The organism is Bowdeniella massiliensis (genome assembly GCF_023634005.1).
GTDB classification, from domain to species: domain Bacteria; phylum Actinomycetota; class Actinomycetes; order Actinomycetales; family Actinomycetaceae; genus Bowdeniella; species Bowdeniella massiliensis.
The window spans coordinates 145902-164595 of the sequence record NZ_JALIQR010000002.1 but is presented as its reverse complement, the minus strand read 5'-3'; the positions used below and the strand labels follow the sequence as shown (position 1 = coordinate 164595).

The 18694-nt window shown below is 65.9% G+C and carries 19 protein-coding genes; 10 read left to right on the top strand and 9 right to left on the bottom strand.

Annotation, left to right across the window (positions count from 1 at the left end):
• Nucleotides 1-143 precede the first annotated feature (143 nt).
• From MUN85_RS02060 to MUN85_RS02050, 3 genes are read left to right on the top strand one after another with little or no spacing between them, the layout of a single operon-like run.
• Nucleotides 144-1418, top strand: a complete 1275-nt coding sequence (locus MUN85_RS02060) for an LCP family protein (protein ID WP_250505172.1) — start codon at nt 144-146, stop codon at nt 1416-1418.
• Nucleotides 1411-2703, top strand: a complete 1293-nt coding sequence (locus MUN85_RS02055) for an LCP family protein (protein ID WP_250505171.1) — start codon at nt 1411-1413, stop codon at nt 2701-2703. Before MUN85_RS02060 ends, MUN85_RS02055 begins: the two co-directional genes overlap by 8 nt.
• 17 nt (nt 2704-2720) lie before the next feature.
• Nucleotides 2721-2879, top strand: coding sequence for a hypothetical protein (locus MUN85_RS02050; protein ID WP_176780637.1), 159 nt, complete (start codon nt 2721-2723; stop codon nt 2877-2879).
• Here the strand turns inward: MUN85_RS02050 and MUN85_RS02045 are convergent.
• On the bottom strand, nt 2876-4699 hold the full coding sequence (locus tag MUN85_RS02045) for a glycerophosphoryl diester phosphodiesterase membrane domain-containing protein (protein WP_250505170.1): 1824 nt from the start codon (nt 4697-4699) through the stop codon (nt 2876-2878). The genes MUN85_RS02050 and MUN85_RS02045 overlap by 4 nt on opposite strands.
• A gap of 82 nt (nt 4700-4781) precedes the next feature.
• Between MUN85_RS02045 and MUN85_RS02040 the strand changes: the two genes are divergently transcribed.
• Nucleotides 4782-5738 (top strand): L-lactate dehydrogenase, encoded by a 957-nt coding sequence (locus MUN85_RS02040; RefSeq protein ID WP_250505169.1) that lies wholly within the window; start codon nt 4782-4784, stop codon nt 5736-5738.
• Nucleotides 5739-5865: 127 nt separating this feature from the next.
• Complete coding sequence (locus MUN85_RS12630; protein ID WP_284500815.1) at nt 5866-5988, top strand: hypothetical protein; 123 nt, start codon at nt 5866-5868, stop codon at nt 5986-5988.
• A 168-nt stretch (nt 5989-6156) separates the two neighbouring features.
• Here the strand turns inward: MUN85_RS12630 and MUN85_RS02035 are convergent, their stop codons facing one another.
• From MUN85_RS02035 to MUN85_RS02020, 4 genes are read right to left on the bottom strand one after another with little or no spacing between them, the layout of a single operon-like run.
• Nucleotides 6157-7515 carry a mycothione reductase gene (locus MUN85_RS02035; protein ID WP_250505168.1) on the bottom strand — a complete coding sequence of 453 codons (1359 nt, stop codon included), beginning with the start codon at nt 7513-7515 and terminating at the stop codon, nt 6157-6159.
• Nucleotides 7516-7527: 12 nt separating this feature from the next.
• On the bottom strand, nt 7528-8499 hold the full coding sequence (gene galE / locus MUN85_RS02030) for a UDP-glucose 4-epimerase GalE (RefSeq protein ID WP_250505167.1): 972 nt from the start codon (nt 8497-8499) through the stop codon (nt 7528-7530).
• A 32-nt stretch (nt 8500-8531) separates the two neighbouring features.
• Nucleotides 8532-9038 carry a 5-(carboxyamino)imidazole ribonucleotide mutase gene (gene purE, locus MUN85_RS02025; protein WP_250505166.1) on the bottom strand — a complete coding sequence of 169 codons (507 nt, stop codon included), beginning with the start codon at nt 9036-9038 and terminating at the stop codon, nt 8532-8534.
• Nucleotides 9035-10183, bottom strand: coding sequence for a 5-(carboxyamino)imidazole ribonucleotide synthase (locus tag MUN85_RS02020; protein WP_250505165.1), 1149 nt, complete (start codon nt 10181-10183; stop codon nt 9035-9037). The genes purE and MUN85_RS02020 overlap by 4 nt, the downstream gene beginning before the upstream one ends.
• A gap of 31 nt (nt 10184-10214) precedes the next feature.
• Here MUN85_RS02020 and MUN85_RS02015 point away from each other — a divergent pair, with 31 nt between their 5' ends.
• Complete coding sequence (locus MUN85_RS02015; protein WP_250505164.1) at nt 10215-10730, top strand: GtrA family protein; 516 nt, start codon at nt 10215-10217, stop codon at nt 10728-10730.
• Here the strand turns inward: MUN85_RS02015 and MUN85_RS02010 are convergent.
• Genes MUN85_RS02010 through MUN85_RS01995 form a run of 4 tightly spaced genes read right to left on the bottom strand, consistent with a single transcriptional unit; the run spans nt 10663 to nt 14512 of the window.
• The gene (locus MUN85_RS02010) at nt 10663-11982 is read right to left on the bottom strand and encodes an ATP-binding protein (protein ID WP_092560883.1); all 1320 of its coding nucleotides are present in this window, start codon (nt 11980-11982) and stop codon (nt 10663-10665) included. The two genes, MUN85_RS02015 and MUN85_RS02010, sit on opposite strands and share 68 nt — an antisense overlap.
• Nucleotides 11983-11985: 3 nt before the next feature.
• Nucleotides 11986-12669 (bottom strand): response regulator transcription factor, encoded by a 684-nt coding sequence (locus MUN85_RS02005; RefSeq protein WP_092560880.1) that lies wholly within the window; start codon nt 12667-12669, stop codon nt 11986-11988.
• Nucleotides 12670-12723: 54 nt separating this feature from the next.
• Nucleotides 12724-13752 carry an adenylate/guanylate cyclase domain-containing protein gene (locus MUN85_RS02000; RefSeq protein WP_250505163.1) on the bottom strand — a complete coding sequence of 343 codons (1029 nt, stop codon included), beginning with the start codon at nt 13750-13752 and terminating at the stop codon, nt 12724-12726.
• A 19-nt stretch (nt 13753-13771) separates the two neighbouring features.
• Nucleotides 13772-14512, bottom strand: a complete 741-nt coding sequence (locus MUN85_RS01995; RefSeq protein WP_250505162.1) for a biotin--[acetyl-CoA-carboxylase] ligase — start codon at nt 14510-14512, stop codon at nt 13772-13774.
• A 96-nt stretch (nt 14513-14608) separates the two neighbouring features.
• On the opposite strand from MUN85_RS01995, the gene MUN85_RS01990 reads away from it, so the two are divergent.
• The 4 genes from MUN85_RS01990 to MUN85_RS01975 are packed head-to-tail and all read left to right on the top strand — an operon-like array spanning nt 14609 to nt 18602.
• Complete coding sequence (locus MUN85_RS01990; RefSeq protein WP_250505161.1) at nt 14609-16183, top strand: acyl-CoA carboxylase subunit beta; 1575 nt, start codon at nt 14609-14611, stop codon at nt 16181-16183.
• Nucleotides 16180-16344: an acyl-CoA carboxylase subunit epsilon gene (locus MUN85_RS01985; protein WP_250505160.1), complete on the top strand. Its 165-nt coding sequence runs from the start codon at nt 16180-16182 to the stop codon at nt 16342-16344. Before MUN85_RS01990 ends, MUN85_RS01985 begins: the two co-directional genes overlap by 4 nt.
• A gap of 9 nt (nt 16345-16353) precedes the next feature.
• The gene (locus MUN85_RS01980; RefSeq protein WP_250505159.1) at nt 16354-17976 is read left to right on the top strand and encodes a DUF885 domain-containing protein; all 1623 of its coding nucleotides are present in this window, start codon (nt 16354-16356) and stop codon (nt 17974-17976) included.
• Nucleotides 17967-18602, top strand: a complete 636-nt coding sequence (locus MUN85_RS01975) for a Maf family protein (RefSeq protein WP_250505158.1) — start codon at nt 17967-17969, stop codon at nt 18600-18602. Before MUN85_RS01980 ends, MUN85_RS01975 begins: the two co-directional genes overlap by 10 nt.
• The last annotated feature ends 92 nt before the right edge of the window (nt 18603-18694 follow it).

Genomic DNA, 18694 nt, shown 5'->3' with positions numbered 1-18694 from the left:
CGGATAGAAGTGAGAGCACGGCACTAGTGTGTCACGTGTCCTCCTACTTGAGATTGATCCCCCATGAACCTCAAAGATGGTTTCTTGTGGGTTTTCGCGCGCTTCCTCGTTTCTGCCAGGGCAACGCCGTATGATCGGTTATCGTGCAGAATCTTCGACAACTGTCTCACCGCAAGGCTCATGCGCGCCGAGCGCGCGCCAGCCGCGGCATGAATCCGCGATGGCATATCGCCGTCGCCGCTGTGCTCGGGGTTCTGTTATTCCTTGCCACATCCTTTGGACTGGCGTGGATGAGACTGCAGGGCAATGTCAGCGTTGAGAACATTGACCAGATCATCGGTGATCGACCGACAACCAAGACGTCGCAACCGCCCATCGACCCCAACGCTGGAAATCCCATCAACCTGCTCGTCATGGGATCCGATGTTCGCCACGGCGACTTCGCTGATGCCAAAATTGAAGGCATGCGCTCGGATGCCACGATGCTGATCCACATTGCTGCAGACCGTTCCCGGATCGATGCCGTATCGATTCCACGCGATCTACGCATTGATATTCCATCCTGCAACCTCCGAGATGGTTCGACGACCAAAGCGACGCGGAAGGCGAAATTCAACGAGGCCTTTGCCCGTGGCGGGGCGCAAGGTAACGTCGCTGAGGCTGCGGCCTGCACGATCAAGACCGTCGAATCTCTCACCGGCATCTACATCGACGATTACGTCGTCGTCGATTTCCAGGGCTTCCAAACGATGGTGGATGCGCTGGGGGGCGTGCCGCTGTACTTCCCGAAGGACGTCGATGATCGTCGCGCCGATCTGCACATCAAGAAGGGCTGCCGCCTCCTCGACGGGCACGACGCCCTTGCCGCGGCTCGCTCCCGGTATGCGCAGGGCGATGGCTCCGACATCGGACGTATCGACCGTCAGCAGCAGCTCGTCGCTGCGATCATCCGCGAAGCGCTCAGCCGCAATCTGCTGACGAACATGCCCTCGCTCTATACGTTCCTGGATGCTGCGACGCAGTCGCTCTCGACGGGGCCGCAGATTGGATCGCTGTCGACCATGGCTGGCTTGGCGTACTCGGTGCGTAACATCGATCCTGCTCACATCACGTTCATGACGGCGCCCTTCGACTGGGCCGGCGGCGAGATCTACATGGGCAAGGACGCGGAACGCATCTGGACGAACATCATCATGGATCGTCCGCTCACGTATGATCCTTCAGCTGCCACCGCCTCGGCGAGCCCCAGCCCGAGCGAGACTGCCTCGCCCGACACTGCGAGCCCGACCCCATCGGCGTCAGCAACGACGAGCTCACCAACGCCGACGCCGAGCCCCACGCTGGAGCACGGCACCACGGCCGAGCAAGACGACGAGTTCCCCAGGTGTACCCGAGCGAATGCAGAGCCCAATGAGTGACCTACCTCCGCGGTTTCAACCAAAGAAACGCTCCGAGGCTCCTGGGGTCGAGGGCGCCCGGCGCGTAGGCGACTCCGGTTCCGCGCCGCGCCCGCGCTTTGAAGCTGTCCGCAAGTCCATCCAGCCGGAACGCAGCGCGGCTCACTCGCGGCGTGAGGAGCCCGCAAGCGAGGCGCCGCCGCAGTTTCCGCCGAAGCAGCGCCCAGCGGCCCCTCGGCGCCCCGCCGCCGAGCGGCCTGCCGTCGAGCGTCCCGCAGTAAGCCGGCCAGTTCATACCGGTGAAGGCGTACGTCAGCCGGCACCTGCACGCCAGGAGGCGCCGCCGGTCGCGCGGCCACCGCGTCGCCGGCGAAAGGGCCGCGGCAAGAAGATCGCCGCACTGATTCTCGTGCTGCTGCTCGCCTGGCCGATCGGGCTGTTATTCTGGGCGAATTCCAAGCTCGATCGGGTCGAGGCGCTCTCGGGCGCCGGCGATACGCCCGGAACCACCTACCTGCTCGCGGGTTCGGATTCGCGCGATGACGGCGAGATTCCTGATGGCACGCAGGGCCAGCGCACCGATACGATCATCCTGCTCAACCGAGCCCCCAACGGCCAGACGTCCCTCGTCTCGCTGCCGCGCGATACTTACGTCGGGATTCCGGGCCACGGCAACAATAAGCTCAACGCGGCCTATGCGATCGGCGGCGCTCCCCTGCTCGTGCAGACCGTCGAAGGCCTGACCGGCATCACGATCGATCACTACGTGGAGATTGGGATGGGCGGCGTGCGCCAAATCGTCGACGCCGTCGGCGGCGTCAATCTATGCCTCGATTACGACGTTAATGATCCGAAGTCGGAGCTCGTGTGGAAGGCCGGTTGCCATGAGGCTGACGGCGCGACGGCGCTGGCGTTTTCCCGGATGCGCTATTCCGATCCGCGCGGTGACATGGGGCGGCAGGATCGCCAGCGCCAGGTCATCTCGTCGGTGGTGAAAAAGGCGGCGTCGCCGTCGTTCATCATCAACCCGTTCTCCCAGGTGTCGGCGGTCAATGCCGGCACGGGGGCCCTGAAGGTGGATACGGATACGGGGATCATCGACCTCGCCTACCTCGCCTGGTACTTTAAGTCTGCGTCGGGCGAGAGCGGCGTCACCGGCCATCCGCCGATTGCTTCCTATAGCTTCCGGCCGGGCAAGATCGGGGCCGCGGTCAAGCTCGATACGGAGCGGGCGACGGCATTCTTTGCCAAGATGACCGAGGGGACGCTCACCGAGGCGGATATGTCGATTGCGCCGGCGGGCTAACCATGTGGCGCACCTACGTGAGGAATCTCCTCGTCGTCTCCTTCCTCATTTTTCTGCTGACGGTGGCCATCACGCGCTCGCCGCGCTACTGGTGGCTCGCGATTGTGTGCACCGCCCTCATCATGCTGCCGGATCTGGTTCGGGCGATCCGCAAGGATGAGACGTTCGAGCTTTAGCGGTCGAAGAAGATCCGGTAGAACCACTCGGTGTCGGTGAGCTCGCGCGTCGTCGCGAGTTCCTCGATCGCTTCCTTCGGCAGGTCAGTGATAATCGCCTGGATATCCTCGGTTGCGAGTTTGTCCATCCCCTTACGGTCATTGACGGTCCACACCATCGTCTTTTTTCCGGCGATCTGCAGGGCGGTCAGGCGCGCTGAGGTCGCTTCGCCCTCCTCCAAGATGATGTAATCCCCGGTCAGGCGCGTGACGTCGCCGATCGAAATGAAGTAGACGTAGCCGGTGTCGATCTCGGGGTAGGTGGTCTCGGTGTAACGCACGAGGTCGTAGTCGAGGCCCATGATGATGACGTTGTTCGTCATGCCAAGCTTCTTCACCATCGCGACGACGTCGTCGGCCATCGTCGTATCGGCGGTTTTGCCCTTGAGCTCGATGATGACCTTGATCTTGCCCTTGGCCGCGAGGAGGAATTCTTCCAGCGTGGGAGGGTGTTCCGAGCCGTCGCGATCCAGGCTGATATCGAGCGCGCGGACCTCGGCGAGGGTCATGTCCCGGGCGCTTCGCGAATCGCGCGCCACGCGCGAGAAGGACTCGTCGTGGTTCAAGACGTAATGGCCATCGGAGGTGCGCTGCACGTCGATCTCGGTGAAGGCCGCGCCGACGTCGATCGCGTAGGCGAGCCCGCTCAGGGAGTTCTCGGGCGTCCCGTAGCCGCCGGCACGGTGGGCTGCGACCTTGACGTCGTAATCCGGCCGGAAGACTTCCTCGAAGAAGGTTCCGGCGACGAGCGCGAGCGCCGTCATGGCGGTCACGAGGACGACGGCGATCTTGCGCCACTGGCGCACGAGGCGGTCAATGATCGATTGACGGTGCTTGGTGGGCAGGCGCGGGTAGCTCTCGGCGTAGTGCCAGAGCCTGTCGTCGCGCTTGATGACGGTATAGAACGTCGTGGTCACGACGTTGACGACGTAGGGAATTTCGATCAGCAGGAAGACGAACGTCGCGAGGTATTGGACGAGGAGCAGGAAGGAGAAGAAGACTCGCGGCAGCCAGGTATCGGCGCCGTAGGTATCGAGTAGCGCTTCGACAACCCCCCACCACAGGCCAACGGTGATCGCGACGAAGACCGCAGATAGCGCGAGGCGCAGCCCAATGTGCAGCAGGACGCCTCGCCAATTCTCGCGCACGAGGCGTGCGCTCGTTTTCAGCGCTCGGCCCGCTTTGAAGTCGCACAGCACGATGAGGTGCAGCGTGAAGATGAAGAGCGCGCCCGCGATCGCGAACAGGGCGACGACGCCGAAGTAGGCGAGCGAGTACCACGTGTTGAACTCGATGAAGGAGGCAATGAAGTTGGGGAGTTTGATGCCGCGCAGGAAGCTTAGGTTGAAGCCGACTCCGCTGATCGGGATGATGACGGCGAGATAGAAGATGAGGATGATGCCGCCGAGTCCCCACAGGTTCTTCGAGCGCGAAAAGCCGTAGCGCAGCAGCCGTCGGTAGCTGGTTTCACTTTGCCCGTGCTGCGCCCGAGCGCTCAGCACGATGTAGCCGTTCATTTCGATGACGAACCCGACGAGCAGCAGCGCGAGGGTGAGGGCGGCGAAGACGGCGCCACGCCAGGACAACAGGAACTGCATGATCGTCGCGTTGGTGACAGCGCCCATTTCGGAGGCGAGGTAGGTGGCGAGAAGGCCGTAGAGCGGGATGATGAAAGCTGCCATGAGCAGCTTGGTAAAGATCTGGTATTTCAGCGCTCGAGGGGCCACATCGCCAAAATCTGCGATGAGCCAACGCCAGAAAGTTTGCAGCTTCGTCACCATGGGAATCGAGTATCAAGTCTATTCGACCAGCAGCTGCCATCGGTCCTAGTATTCGGGGCGGTGATGCCTGTTAGATAGAGGTATGACGCTCTCGCCCCTGACCAAGCTCGCTGTCGTCGGTGCCGGCTCCGTCGGTTCCTCCCTCGCCTATGCCGCGGCGATTCGAGGTTCGGCTAACACCATCGCGCTATATGACCTCAATACGGAAAAGGTCGATGCCGAGGTGCTGGATCTCGCGCACGGCACGCAATTCTTCCAGGCGTCTCACGTCACGGGCGGCTCCGATATCGAGTGCGTCGCCGATTCCGACGTCGTCGTCATTACGGCCGGCGCGCGGCAAAAGCCCGGCCAGACGCGCATCGACCTGGCGGGCGCGAACGTCGACATTCTGTCGAGTCTGCTCCCCCAGCTGCTGCAGCAGGCACCGAATGCCATTTACGTTCTTGTGACGAACCCGTGCGACATTCTCACAACGGCGGCGCTGCAGATCTCGGGGCTGCCCACGAACCGGGTCATGTCCTCGGGTACCGTGCTCGATTCGTCCCGCCTGCGTTGGCTCGTCGGGCGGAAGGTCGGCATCTCACCGCGCTCGGTCCACTCGCTGATGATCGGCGAGCATGGCGATACCGAGTTTGCGCTGTGGTCTTCGGCGACGATTGGGCAGGCGCCGCTGCGTGATTGGACCGATGAGCAGGGACGCCGGGTGTTCACCCCGGAACTCCTCGATGAGCTCGAGCACGAGGTGACCGACGCCGCCTACCGCATCATTAAGGGCAAGGGCGCGACGAACTACGCGATCGGGATCGCGGGCGCGCGGATCGTGGAGGCGCTGCTCGGCGACCACCACGCGGTGCTGCCGGTGTCCACGATGCTCGATAACTATCGCGGGATCTCCGGTGTAGCGCTCTCGGTACCGTCAGTCGTTGGCCGCCGCGGCGTGGAACGAACGATTGAGTTCCCCTTCGATGAACGCGAGGACCGCTTGCTGCACAAGAGCGCCGAGGCGCTGCTGGCTGTCCAGCGCTCGCTCGGGCTCTAGGGAGTAAGCCTCGCGGCTTAGCTGTCAAGTAGCGGGGCTTTCCCCGCCGCCTAGTTAGAAGCGCACATTCAGCTGCTGGGTAGCGGCCTGATCGAGTATCGGGCCCACCGCGGGTACGAGTTCGCGCATGACGTCCTCGTCGCTAGCGAGAATGGCCTTCGACGGCTGTTTTCAGTTCCGCGTAGACGTCTTCCCGCTCGCCGACGACGTTCTCGATGATCGAGCTCACGGCGTCGTGACGTCGTCATGATCCCCCCCCTGGCGTCGTGCGACGAATTAATCCGGTTGGCCAATGGTGAGGCCCGCAAGGCCTCGCCAGATAACTCTCATGATGGTGTTCCTTCCCCCTGGTACCAAGATCAGCCGATCGGGGTAGGGACAGGGGATGTGGTAGGAGCTGATGATCCTTACCGAATCGCTATAGCTCGAGCCCGAGGAGGCAGTTTTCGACGACCTCATTCAGAGCCGGGTGGATCCACAGCTGGCCTTCGGCCATCTCGCGCGCCGTGGTGCCGAGCGCCATCGCCTGAATGAGGCCCTGGATGAGCATGGCGGCTTCGTGTCCGAGGATGTGCGCGCCGAGGACCAGGCCAGTTTTCTTGTCGGCGATGATCTTGCAGATCCCGATATTGTCTTCGAGCGCCCAACCGTAGGCGGTGCCCCCGAAATCTTGAACGTTGACGGCGATCTCGTAGCCGCGATCGAGTGCCTGCTGCTCGGTGAGTCCCACCGTCGCGACCTGGGGGTGGGTAAAGATTGCCGCGGGCACGACGTCGTGACGGAAGGAGCGAAGCGAGTTGTGGTTCAAGACGTTGTGGAAGACGACCTTCGCCTCATGGTTGGCGACGTGTTTGAGCTGATAGGGGCTCGAGACATCGCCAAGGGCCCACACGTGTTGCGCGCTCGTGCGGCCGTGTTCGTCGACCTTGATGCGACCATCGTCGTGGACCTGGATGCCGGCGGCGGCGAGGTTCATGCGGTCGCCGTTCGGGACGCGACCGGTGGCAACGAGCAGCATGTCGCCGGTGACGGAGGAGCCGTCGGCGAACGTGATGGTGACGAGATCGCCTTCGGACTCGATAGCGGTGACGGGCTGGCCGAGGCGGACGTCCCAGTGCTCGCGCACGGTACGCGTGAAGCGGCGGGCGATGTCGGCGTCCTGGTGTTTGATGAGGACGTCGCTGCGCCCAATGATCGAAACCTCCGAACCGAAGGAGGAAAACACGTGCGCGAATTCGCAGGCGATATAGCCCGAGCCGAGGATCAGCAGGTGCTCGGGGGCCTCGTCGATCCGCATGATGGTGTCGTTGGTGTGGTAGCGCACGCCCGATTCGGCGACGAGATCCGGGATGGCGGGGCGGGAGCCGGCGGCGATGATGATCTGGTCGGCGGTGATGCGCTCACCGCCGACCTCGATCGTCTTGGGCGCGACGAAACGCGCGTGGTAGTCATAGACGGTGATGTTCGGGCAGTCCTCGCGGCGGAAGCGCTCCCCGTCGTCGGCGATCACATCGATGCGCCGGGTGAAGGTGCGATCCTGCAGCGAAGGCAGATCGATTCCTTCGTAGGACAGGCTCACGCCGAGCCGGGCGGCGTCTTTCGCGTTCGCGATGACGTCGGCCGGGTAGACGAACATCTTCGTCGGGATGCACCCGACGTTCAGGCAGGTGCCGCCGAAGCGGCCTTCTTCGATCAGCGCGATTTCGAGATCGTCGAATTCGGGCGGGAGGGCGTTTCCGGAGCCGGTGCCGATGATGGCGAGATCGAAGTTTTTCACGCCCCGATTATGTCAGTGCTGGGCGCGCCATGCCTGCCAGGCCGAGTCCACCATGTCCTTCAGATCGTGGGTTGCGGCCCAGCCGAGGTGCTCGCGAATGCGGTCGGCCTTGGCGATGAGCTTGGGCGGATCGCCGGCGCGGCGCGGCTTGATCTCGGGGGTGGCGTCCAGTCCGGTGACCTCGCCGACCATCTCAATGACCTCGGCGACCGAGGAGCCTTCGCCGGTACCGACGTTGAAGACGTGCTCGGTGGGCGGGGTCTCGCTGCGCAGGGCATCGAGCGCGGTGATGTGGGCATCGGCGAGGTCCACGACGTGGATGTAGTCGCGGATGCAGGTACCGTCCTCCGTCGGGTAGTCGTCGCCGAAGATCAGCGGGGTCTTGCCGGCCTCGAGCCGCTCGAAGACCATCGGGATGAGGTTCAAGACCGCCGGGTCGCCGAGCTTTTCGCTGCCGGCGCCCGCGACGTTGAAGTAGCGCAGCCCCGCCCACTTCAGGCCCCAGGCGCGCTCGCAGTCGGCCATCATCCATTCGCCGATGAGCTTGGTTTCGCCATAGGGGTTGATCGGGCGGCACGTGACGTCCTCAGAGACCATCTCGGCTTCGGGCATGCCGTAGACGGCCGCGGAGGAGGAAAAGATCATGACGTCGACCTTCGCGCGCTCCATCGCGGCAAGCATGTTGGCGAGGCCGCCGACGTTTTGCTGGTAGTACCACGCGGGCTTTTCCACGGATTCGCCGACCTGCTTGCGGGCGGCAAAGTGGATGACGGAATCGACGCCGCGCTCGGTCATGATGTCGACGAGGCGGTCTTCCGCGTCGCCTGCGGCCAGGTCCATCTCGACGTAGTCGAGGTCGGCCACCCGATCGCGGGTGGAGGTGGAAAAGTCATCGACGATGACGACGTTTTCACCGCGCTTGAGAAGAAGATCGACGACGTGTGCGCCGATGTAGCCGGCGCCTCCTGCTACGAGAACTGTCATAGCTTCAGCGTAGCGCACCCGCAACTAGATTGTTAGTTATTGTGCGTTTTTGATTGATGATGTTCGTCAAGTTTGCGGCCCTTCTCGATCGCTACCTCCCGCAGTCCGACCTGGTAATCGGCCATTGCGCGGGCGACGGACTCGTCGAAGGTACCGATGATGCGCGCGGCGAGCAGGCCCGCGTTCTTCGCGCCGCCGATCGAGACGGTGGCAACGGGCACGCCGCCCGGCATCTGGACGATAGACAGCAAGGAGTCCATCCCGTCCAGGTATTTCAGCGGCACCGGCACTCCGATGACCGGCAGCGTCGTGACGGAGGCGATCATGCCCGGCAGGTGGGCCGCTCCCCCGGCGCCCGCGATGATGACCGTCAGGCCACGCTCGGCGGCCTGCTTGCCATAGGCGATCATGTCCTCGGGCATGCGGTGCGCCGAGACGACGCGCGCCTCATACTCGATGCCGAAGTCTGCCAGGACATCGGCGGCGTCCTTCATCGTCGGCCAATCCGAATCGGACCCCATGATGATGCCAACGCTCATTTGTCTCTCCTTTCGCCGCGCAGCAAGGCGGCGGCTGCTGCGGTGCGCTCGGTCAGGGCGGCAAGGTCATCGCCGATGGCGCTGACGTGCCCGAGCTTGCGCCCGGGCCGCACGCCCTTGCCGTACAGGTGCACCTTGACCTCGCTGAAGCGCGCCATGACCTCGGGGTAGGCCTCGGCCGGGTCGGAAAGCTCCGAGCCGAGCACGTTGGTCATGACGGCGTGCGGGGCGCGCATGTCGGTGGCGCCGAGCGGCAAATCGAGCACTGCGCGCAGGTGCTGTTCGAACTGGCTCGTCGTCGCTCCCTCGATCGTCCAGTGGCCGGAATTATGCGGGCGCATGGCGAGCTCGTTGACGAGCAGGCGCGAGCCCGTGACGAACATTTCGACGGCAAGCACACCCGTGACGCCGAGCCCCTCGGCGATGAGTTCGGCGATGCGGCGCGCTTCGGCTCTCAGTTCGCCATTCACCTCGGGCGCGGGCGCGATCGCGACGGCGCACACGCCGTCTTCCTGAATCGTTTGCGTCAGCTCCCAGTGCCGCATCTCGCCCGATGGCCGGCGCGCGAGCAGGGCCGCGACCTCCATATCGAAGGGGACCTTCTCCTCGGCAATGAGCTCGATATCGCCCGCGAGCCAATCGGCGATGTCCTCCGCGTCGGTCACGAGGCGCACGCCCTTGCCGTCATATCCGCCGCGCGCGGTCTTCACGATGGCTTCGCCGCCGTGGTCCGCGAGGAATCGATCGAGATCGCTCGCCGAGCTGATGATCGCCCAATCCGGAACAGGCGCCCCGAGCTCGCTCAGGCGCTCGCGCATCTTCAGTTTGTCGCGCGCGTACAGCAGCGCGTTAGGCGGTGGCTGGACGGAAACCCCCTCGGCGGCAAGGCGCTGCAGCAACTCGGTGTCTTGATGCTCGTGCTCGAACGTCAGCGCGAGGCGCGATGCCCCATCAGCCGCAAGCAGCGCGCGCACGGCCTCCTCATCGCTCGGATCACCGACGAAGGACTCCGGAACCACCTGCGCGGTGGCGCCATCGGCGGCCTCGACGAGCGCCCGCAGGCGCACATCGAGCGGGCCGGCGGCCTGCTGCATCATGCGGGCGAGTTGCCCGCCCCCGATCACGGCGACGACATTGGACTTCACGCTTTGTAAGATACCGCGCTAGGCTGCCTTCGTGCCGACTTCCACCACCCCCGCCCGGCCGCGCCGGCGACAGACCTTGCGTCAGTGGTTCGTGGAACTCGCAAAATTCGGCGCCATCGGCGGCCTCGCCTACATTATCGACGCGGGCGGCTTTAACCTCCTCGTCTACGGCCCCGGCGAAGTCCTTGGCCCGCACCCCGTCACCGCTAAAATCCTGTCCGCCTGCGTCGCCACCCTCTTCGCGTGGGTCGGCAACCGCTACTGGACCTTCGCCGACGCCAAACGCTCCACGCCCGGGCGCGAACTCGTGATGTTCCTGCTCGTTAACGCGGGCGGCATCCTCGTCGCCGCCGCGACGCTGTGGACCTCACGCTACGTCCTTGGCTACACCTCGCAGCTCGCCGACAACATCGCTGGCAACATCATCGGCGTCGGCCTTGGCACGATTTTTCGCTACGTGTGCTACCGCTACGTGGTTTTTACCGGCGACGCCGACGACGCCCCACCGAAACAAACGAGCCCTGCGGCAGTACCGCATCAGGATTGAGCGAGGCCGGTACGCCGTTAAGAAACAGCGTGAAGATGGGCGGCCGACGCTGCGAAAGCTCGAGGCGCCCGCCATCGGATGACGCCAGGTCCTTAGCAAGCGCGAGCCCGAGACCGGTGCCGCCCTTGCCCGAGACGTGCTTGGAGAAGATATCGGGCGCGAGTTCGTCGCTGACCCCTTCGCCCTCATCGGCCACATCGATAAAGACGCCCTTGCCCGAGGCCGCGCGCGAGCTCACCGTCGTCGTGCCACCGCCGTACTTCAGCGAGTTTTCGAGCAGGGTTGCTAGCACCTGGGCGACCGAACCGGGGGTCGCGAGCGCCAGCCGATCAGTGCCGTGCGTAAAGACGAGCTCGCGGCCGGCCTTGGCAAAGGGCCGCTCCCATTCATCGCGCTGCTGGTCGAAGACGTCCGCGAGCGAGATCGCCTCCGTCGTCCCGCCCGAAGAGGAGCGCGAGGTCTTCAGCAGTTCTTCGACGACGCCGGTCAGGCGTTCGACCTGTTCCAGGCACACGCCTGCCTCCTCGCGCACCTCATCGTCGGTGGCGAGCAGTTCGATTTCTTCCAGCCGCATCGACAGCGCCGTCAGCGGGGTGCGCAGCTGGTGGGAGGCGTCGGCCGCGAATTGGCGTTCGGCCGCGAGCCGGCCGGCCATCCGCTCGGCGGTGCGCACGAGCTCAGCCTGAATGAGGTCGATCTCCTCAATGCCGCTCGGCCGCAGCCGCGGGCGCGCCTGGCCGCTGCCGAGCTGTTCGGCGCTCGCCGCCAGGTAGATGAGCGGCGCCGCGATCTTGCGGGCTTGCCGCCGCGCCACCATGACGGCGATGAGGAAGGCGATCGAGGTCCCGAACAGGATGAAGCCTTCGACGTAGAGCGAATGCAGGATGACGCGCCCGGTGGAGACCTCCATGAGCAGGTCGACGCCCGAGGGCGAGGACTGCGTCGCGCGCAGCACATTGCCGGCGATCGGGTCCCCGGCGGCTAGCACGCGCCCATCGTCGAGCCGCAGCTCGATATAGGCCGGGTTTTGCCCCTCGCGCCCCACCCACGGGTGCAGCAGGCCGTCGGTAATGTCCTCCGAATGCGCGATCCGGCGTTCGACGGTGCGCATGAGCGAAGCCGCCCGCAACTCCAGCGCCGACTGCTCGGAGTTGTAGACGGCTAGCGGACCGATGATGGCAAGCGGCAGCCCGATCAGCGTGACGGCTACCAGCACTGCCAGCACGGTCATGATGACCGCGCGGCGTTGCATGCCTTAGCCCGCGGCCGTTTCGAACCTAAAGCCCATCCCGCGCACGGTGGAAATGTACGTGGGATCGTTCGCGTCATCACCAAGCTTGCGGCGTAGCCACGAGACGTGCATATCGAGCGTCTTGGTCGAGCCCGACGGGTCGGTGCCCCAGACTTCTCGCATGAGCGCATCGCGTTCGACGACGACGCCCGCATCGCGCACGAGCACCCGCAGCAGTTCGAATTCCTTGGCGGTTAGCTGCAGTTCGCGCTTGCCCTGGAAGGCGCGATGCGCGCCGACGTCGACGCGCACGTCCTGCGCGCTCAGCTCGTCCTCGTCGGTCAGATCGCCGTGCGAGCGGCGCAGCAGCGCCCGCACGCGCGCCAGCAGTTCTGCCAGACGGAAGGGCTTGGTCACGTAGTCATCAGCGCCGGCGTCGAGCCCGACGACGAGGTCGACCTCATCGGCGCGGGCGGTCAGCACGAGGATCGGCGTGGCGAGCCCCTGGTTGCGGATCCAGCGCGCAACGTCCAGGCCGTCCATGTCCGGGAGCCCGAGATCCAGGACGACGAGATCCGTGTCAGCAATATCGTCGATGGCGCCCTGGCCGGTGCCGTGGTGGCGCACATCGTAACCCTCTCGGCCGAAGGCGCGAGCCAGCGGCTCGGCGATCGCCGGATCATCTTCAACAAGCAGAACGTTAGTCACGTCACCATGGTAACGCCAAAGTTCAAGAATTGGTCAAGTCTGACGCGTCTCGCGTTAATCGTCCGACTCATATTCGGGCTTTTTCCGCAGTTCTACGGGCCTAATTTCCCCCAGCCCCTGGACCTCGACCACGGGCCGCGGCGACAGGTCGTATTCGTGGCCGGTTTCGCTTGCCTGCAGCAGCGCCGCCGTCGTCTCATCCATGAGCACCGTACCGGGCAGCGCGATATCGGCGAGCCGCGAGGCGACGTTGACGACGGGCCCGAAAATATCGCCCGAATGCGAGACGACGCGGCCCTGCACAAGCGAGGCCCGCACCGGGGGCAGGCGTGGATCGGCCTTCAGCGCCTCGATGAGGCTGAGGACGATCCTCGCCCCGGTGTCGAGGTCGTCGGCGATATAGAGCACCGCATCGCCGATGGTCTTCACGATCCGCCCGCCCTCGGAGGTGATGACGTCGCGGGCGATGAATTCGAATCCCTGGATGAGCTCGGTTAGCTGCGTGACGTCGAGCGTGCGCGAGCGGCGGGTGTATTCCACCATGTCGACGAAGCCGAGCGCGCGCTTCAGCGGCAGCTTGGACAGGTCATCGTCGGCGCTGCGCTGGGCGACCTCGGCGTTGATGCGGGTGGCGAGCGCCGCGAGTTGGCGCCGCCAGGAGTAGGCGAGCTGTTCGCTAAGCAACTCGAAATCGTCGCTGATGTGATCGAGGACGACGAGCCTGGCCGAGGTGTCATCGAGGTTGAGCCGGCGCGCGACGTCGTCGATGAGGGCCTCGACCTGCCATAGCACGAGCCGATCGGTGATGTGCGATTCGGCGCGCAGCAGCGAGACGGCGGTGCGCTCGTCCACGCGCCCGCGCGCGAGCAGCTCGCGCCAGGTCCGCACGGCCTGCACGTCCGCCTCGGTGAAGACGACGTCGGACTCGGTGACGGTCGCGAACCCCATGGCGCGCCAGAAGGTGCGCACGAAACTCACGTCGACGCCGACGCGCTCGGCCACCTCGGTGATGGTGAGCGACGGTGCGCCGCCGAGCAGCCGGTTGACGTGATATTCGACGGTGTCCAGGTTCTTAGATGTCACGTCACCAGTGTAGTGGCCGTCACACGCGCACGTGCCGCACCTCGCCCGAGATCCAGCGCTCGATGCCGCTCGGCGTTTCGATGCGGGCCGCGCCATCGGGCTCGACGCCAAGGAAGACGCCCGCGAGCTCGCTCTCCCCCTGCCGGGCACGCACCTGCTGCCCGCGCCAGACGCTCGCCGCATCGATGCTCTCCAGTAGATAGGTAAGGTCGCCCTCGTGCGCGCGCCAGGTCTCGACGGCGGCGACGACGCGGTCCGCGATATCGCTCGCGAGCTCGCGCCCCAGGCGCTCGACGTCGGCCTCCGGCGGGTAGAGCGAGGTCGCCCACGGCGCCGGCTGCTGCCCGGACGGATAGGCGAGGTTCACGCCGATTCCCGCGATGATTGCCCCGGCGTGCCACTCGCACAGGATCCCGGCGATTTTGCGCCACCGCCCCCAGCCTTCGACCTCCTGCTCGGCGGCGATGACGATGTCGTTGGGCCACGCCAACCCCACGCCCGCGCCGGCTCGGGTGCGCAGCGCATCGCGCACCGCAAGGCCCACGGGATGCACGATGCTCGGCTGCACCTGGGGCGCCGCCAGCGCGATCGACATCGCGAGCCCGCGCCCGGGCGCACTCACCCAGGGGGCGCCGGCGCGCCCGCGCCCCGCCCGCTGGTCGAAGGTGGCGAGGGCAAAGGGCAGCGCCCGCTGCCCGGCCTGCAACAGCGCCGCCACGTCGGTATTCGTTGAACCGGCCTGCGCCACAAAAGTAATCATTTCGCTCCCGCCTTTGTGGGCAGTCTACAATTCCGATCGCGTGACTCGGTCACGTTGGTGATAGGCAGGCCCGGATCCTCGCCGTAGGCTGCCAAGGTGAGTACTAAACCCGTCACCACCGCCGAAAAGCTCGCCGAGCTGCGGGCCCGCCGCGAACGCAGCGAGGAGCTCGCCGCCGCGGCGCTTGCCAAGCAGTCGGCGCGCGGCAAGGGCAGCGCCCGCTCGCGCATCGAGGAACTGCTCGATCCGGGCAGTTTCGTCGAGCTCGATGCGCTCGCCACCCACCGCTGCCACCAGTTCGGCCTGGACAAAAAGGTCATCCCGGGCGACGGCGTCGTCGCGGGCTACGGCACGATCGATGGCCGCAATGTGTGCGTCTGGAGCCAAGACTTCTCCGCCTTCGGGGGCTCGCTGGGCGAGGTGCATGGCCAAAAAATCACGAAGGTCATGGACCTCGCGGTGCGCACCGGCGTGCCGTGCATCGGCATTTCCGATGGCGGCGGCGCACGCATCCAGGAGGGCGTCGCCTCCCTGACGCAGTTCGCCGAGATCTTCCGCCGCAACGTCGCGGCCTCCGGCGTCATCCCGCAAATCTCGCTCATCATGGGGCCCTCGGCCGGGGGCGCCGTCTACTCCCCCGCGCTCACCGACTTCATCGTCATGGTGGACAAAACCTCGCACATGTTCATCACCGGCCCGGACGTCATCCGCGCCGTCACCGGCGAGGACGTCGGCTTCGATGAGCTCGGCGGCGCGAGCGCCCACACGACGCGCTCCGGTGTCTCCCACTTCCGCGCCGAGGACGAGTCCGACGCCTTCGATCTCGTGCGCGACCTGCTCACCTACCTCCCATCGAACAACCTGAGCGATCCGCCCGCCTGGCCCGCCGCCACCGCCGATACCGAGGGCGACGCCGAGCTCAATACGATCGTGCCGGATTCCGATAACGCCCCCTATGACATGTGCGAGGTGATCGCGGCCGTCGTCGACGACGGCGACATGCTCCTCGTGCAGGAGGACTTCGCGCCGAACATCGTGTGCGCCTTCACCCATATCGAGGGCAACCCCGTCGGCGTCGTCGCCAACCAGCCGAGCCAGATGGCCGGCACGCTCGATATCGACGCGGCGGAAAAGGCCGCGCGCTTTGTGCGCACGTGCGACGCCTTCAACATCCCGGTCCTCACCTTCGTCGACGTCCCGGGCTTCCTGCCGGGCACCGATCAGGAGTGGAACGGCATCATCCGGCGCGGCGCGAAACTCATCTACGCCTACGCTGAGGCGACCGTCCCGCTCGTGACCGTCATTACCCGCAAGGCCTACGGCGGCGCCTATATCGTCATGGGCTCCAAGCTCCTCGGGGCCGACGTCAACCTCGCGTGGCCGACGGCGCAGGTCGCGGTCATGGGCGCGGCCGGCGCGGTCAACATCGTCCAGCGCGGGGCGCTGAAGCAGGTCGAGCAGGCCGGCGGCGACGTCGAGGCCGAGCGCGCCCGCCTCGTCGCGGAATACGAAGACGCCCTCATCAACCCGTGGGAGGCGGCCGCTCGCGGCTTCATCGATGCCGTCATTGAGCCCGCCGAAACGCGCGCCGAGGTCGCCAAGGCGCTGCGGGCGCTGCGCACCAAGCGCGTCGCCCGGCCCGACCGCAAGCATGGGAACATCCCGCTATGATCAAGGTCGTTTCCGGCAGCCCCGACAGCGCCGAGCTCGCCGCCCTCATCGCCGGTATCGCGAGCGTGCCAGCACCTGAGCAGCAACGTACGAGTGAATGGCAGCGCCGCGCGCGCCAAGGCGCGCGAGACACGTCCGAAGCCTGGCGCTGGCGCGACTAAACTGTGGGCGTGAGAACACGCCAAAGAACTCGCCTCGATGAGATCGCCGATGCCTTCGTTTACGACGCCGTAGCGCTCGCGCCCACGGAGGCCACCGCGCTCGGCATCCCGGGCTATGACCACCTGATGCCCGATTACTCCCCGGCCGGGCACGAGGCACGCGCCCAGCTGCGCCGCGACGTGCTATCGCGCATTTCCGAAATCGAGCCGGAAGACGACGTCGACCGCGTGACGAAAGCGGCGATGACCGAGCGGCTCACCATCGAGCTCGAGCTCGCTACGGAGCGGCTCGGTGAGCTCAACGTCATCGCCTCGCCCGCCCAGGAGATGCGCGACGTCTTCGCCCTCATGCCAACCGAGACCGAGGAGCATTGGCAGGCGATCGCCGAACGCCTAAGCGCCATCCCCGCGGCGCTGGAGTCCTATCAGCAATCCCTGAGCGAGGCGGCCGCCGCCGGCCGGATCGCGCCGCTGCGCCAGATCGAGGCCGTCATCAAGCAGGCCGACGATCTCGCCGATTTCGATCACTCGATGGTGACGAACCTCCTGCGCGGCGCGGACGCCAGCGAGCCCACCCGGCGCGCCCTGGAAATCGGGGCGAAGGACGCCCGCCAGGCCTACGCCGATCTCGCACAGTACCTATCCGAGCACCTCGCGCTGCGCGCCCCCGAGGACGATGGTGTGGGCCGCGAGCGCTACGAGCGGTTTTCGCGCTACTTCCTCGGAGCGAGCGTCGACCTCGATGAGACGTATGAGTGGGGGCTGAGCGAACTCGAGCAGATCATCGCGCAGCAGGAGGCGTGCGCGGTCGAACTCTACGGCCCGGGCACGACGATCGCGCAGGCGATGGCGCAGCTCGATAGGGAGCCGGACCGGCTGCTGCACGGCACCGATGCGCTGCAGGCCTGGATGCAGCAGACTTCCGATGAGGCGATCGCGGCGCTCGGCGCAGAGCAGTTCGAGATTCCCGATGAGATCCGCACCCTGGAATGCAAGATCGCGCCGACGCAGACCGGCGGCATCTACTACACGGGCCCGTCGGACGATTTCTCCCGTCCCGGACGCATGTGGTGGTCCGTGCCGGCGGGCGTCACGGAGTTTACGACGTGGCGGGAAAAGACGACCGTCTACCACGAGGGCGTGCCCGGCCATCACCTGCAGATCGCGCAGACGGTGCTGCGCAAGGAAGAACTCAACCTCTGGCGCCGCCAATACTGCTGGATTTCGGGCCACGGCGAGGGCTGGGCGTTGTATGCCGAGCGGCTCATGGCCGATCTCGGGTTCCTGTCCGAGCCGGGCGATCGGATGGGGATGCTCGACGCGCAGCGGCTGCGGGCGGCGCGCGTCGTGCTGGATATCGGCGTGCACCTGGGTAAGCCCTTCCCGCAGGGCGGAACCTGGGACGCCGAAAAGGCCTGGCATTTCCTTGTCGCCAACGCGAACATGGACAAGCAGATCCTGGCCTTCGAGCTCGACCGTTACCTCGGCTGGCCGGGCCAGGCGCCCAGCTACAAGATCGGTGAGCGGCTGTGGCTGCAGGCGCGCTCGGGCGATCTGCGCGAGTTCCACCGCCGCGCGCTGAACCTCGGTTCCATTGGCCTGGACCTGCTGCGAGCTGAGCTATGCGGCTGATCCTCGCTTCCACCTCTCCCGCGCGGCGCGCGGTCCTGCAGGCCGCACACATCGCGCACGAGGTGCAGCCCTCGACCGTGAACGAGGATGCGGTGCTCGCGCGCGCGGAGCTGGAGGCCGCCACCCGCCGCGCCGAGCTCGATCTGCCGGGAAAGGTCAGCGTGCTTGCGCGCGCGAAGGCGCTCGATGTGGCGAACGGCGTGCGCGGCGACGGGCCCGTCGCGGTTCTCGGCTGTGATTCGCTCTTCGAGCTCGATGGCAAGGCGCTCGGTAAGCCCCATACCCGGGCGCGGGCGCGCAAGCGCCTCGCCGCGATGTCGGGGCGCACCGGTACGCTCCACACGGGCCACTGCCTCGTCGTCATCGACGGCGAGAGGAGGATCTTTGAGGAGCCGCGCGCCTCGAGCGTCGTCGTCGCGAAGCTCACGCCCGCCGAGATCGATGCCTACGTCGCCACCGGTGAGCCGCTCGCCGTCGCGGGTTCCTTCACCCTCGAGGGCTACGGCGGCCCGTTCATCGAGCGCATCGAGGGCGATCACCACAACGTCCTCGGACTTTCGCTGCCCGCGCTGCGCAGCCTCCTCGCGCAGGCCGACACGAACATCACCGAGCTGTGGGCTTCGTGATTACCTACAAACTCACGCGCGCTCGGCCTCGGCTTATCGAGAAACTGCCAAGTGCCCCCGCGCTGAGGGCGTCGCGAGCGAGATAGGGCGAT

Bases quoted from the DNA above. Each gene is read 5' to 3' on its own strand.
- MUN85_RS02055 (WP_250505171.1), top strand. From the start codon at position 1,411: ATGAGTGACCTACCTCCGCGGTTTCAACCAAAGAAACGCTCCGAGGCT.
- MUN85_RS02045 (WP_250505170.1), bottom strand. From the start codon at position 4,699: ATGGTGACGAAGCTGCAAACTTTCTGGCGTTGGCTCATCGCAGATTTT.
- MUN85_RS02040 (WP_250505169.1), top strand. From the start codon at position 4,782: ATGACGCTCTCGCCCCTGACCAAGCTCGCTGTCGTCGGTGCCGGCTCC.
- MUN85_RS12630 (WP_284500815.1), top strand. From the start codon at position 5,866: ATGACGTCCTCGTCGCTAGCGAGAATGGCCTTCGACGGCTGTTTTCAG.
- galE (WP_250505167.1), bottom strand. From the start codon at position 8,499: ATGACAGTTCTCGTAGCAGGAGGCGCCGGCTACATCGGCGCACACGTC.
- purE (WP_250505166.1), bottom strand. From the start codon at position 9,038: ATGAGCGTTGGCATCATCATGGGGTCCGATTCGGATTGGCCGACGATG.
- MUN85_RS02010 (WP_092560883.1), bottom strand. From the start codon at position 11,982: ATGCAACGCCGCGCGGTCATCATGACCGTGCTGGCAGTGCTGGTAGCC.
- MUN85_RS01995 (WP_250505162.1), bottom strand. From the start codon at position 14,512: ATGATTACTTTTGTGGCGCAGGCCGGTTCAACGAATACCGACGTGGCG.
- MUN85_RS01985 (WP_250505160.1), top strand. From the start codon at position 16,180: ATGATCAAGGTCGTTTCCGGCAGCCCCGACAGCGCCGAGCTCGCCGCC.
- MUN85_RS01975 (WP_250505158.1), top strand. From the start codon at position 17,967: ATGCGGCTGATCCTCGCTTCCACCTCTCCCGCGCGGCGCGCGGTCCTG.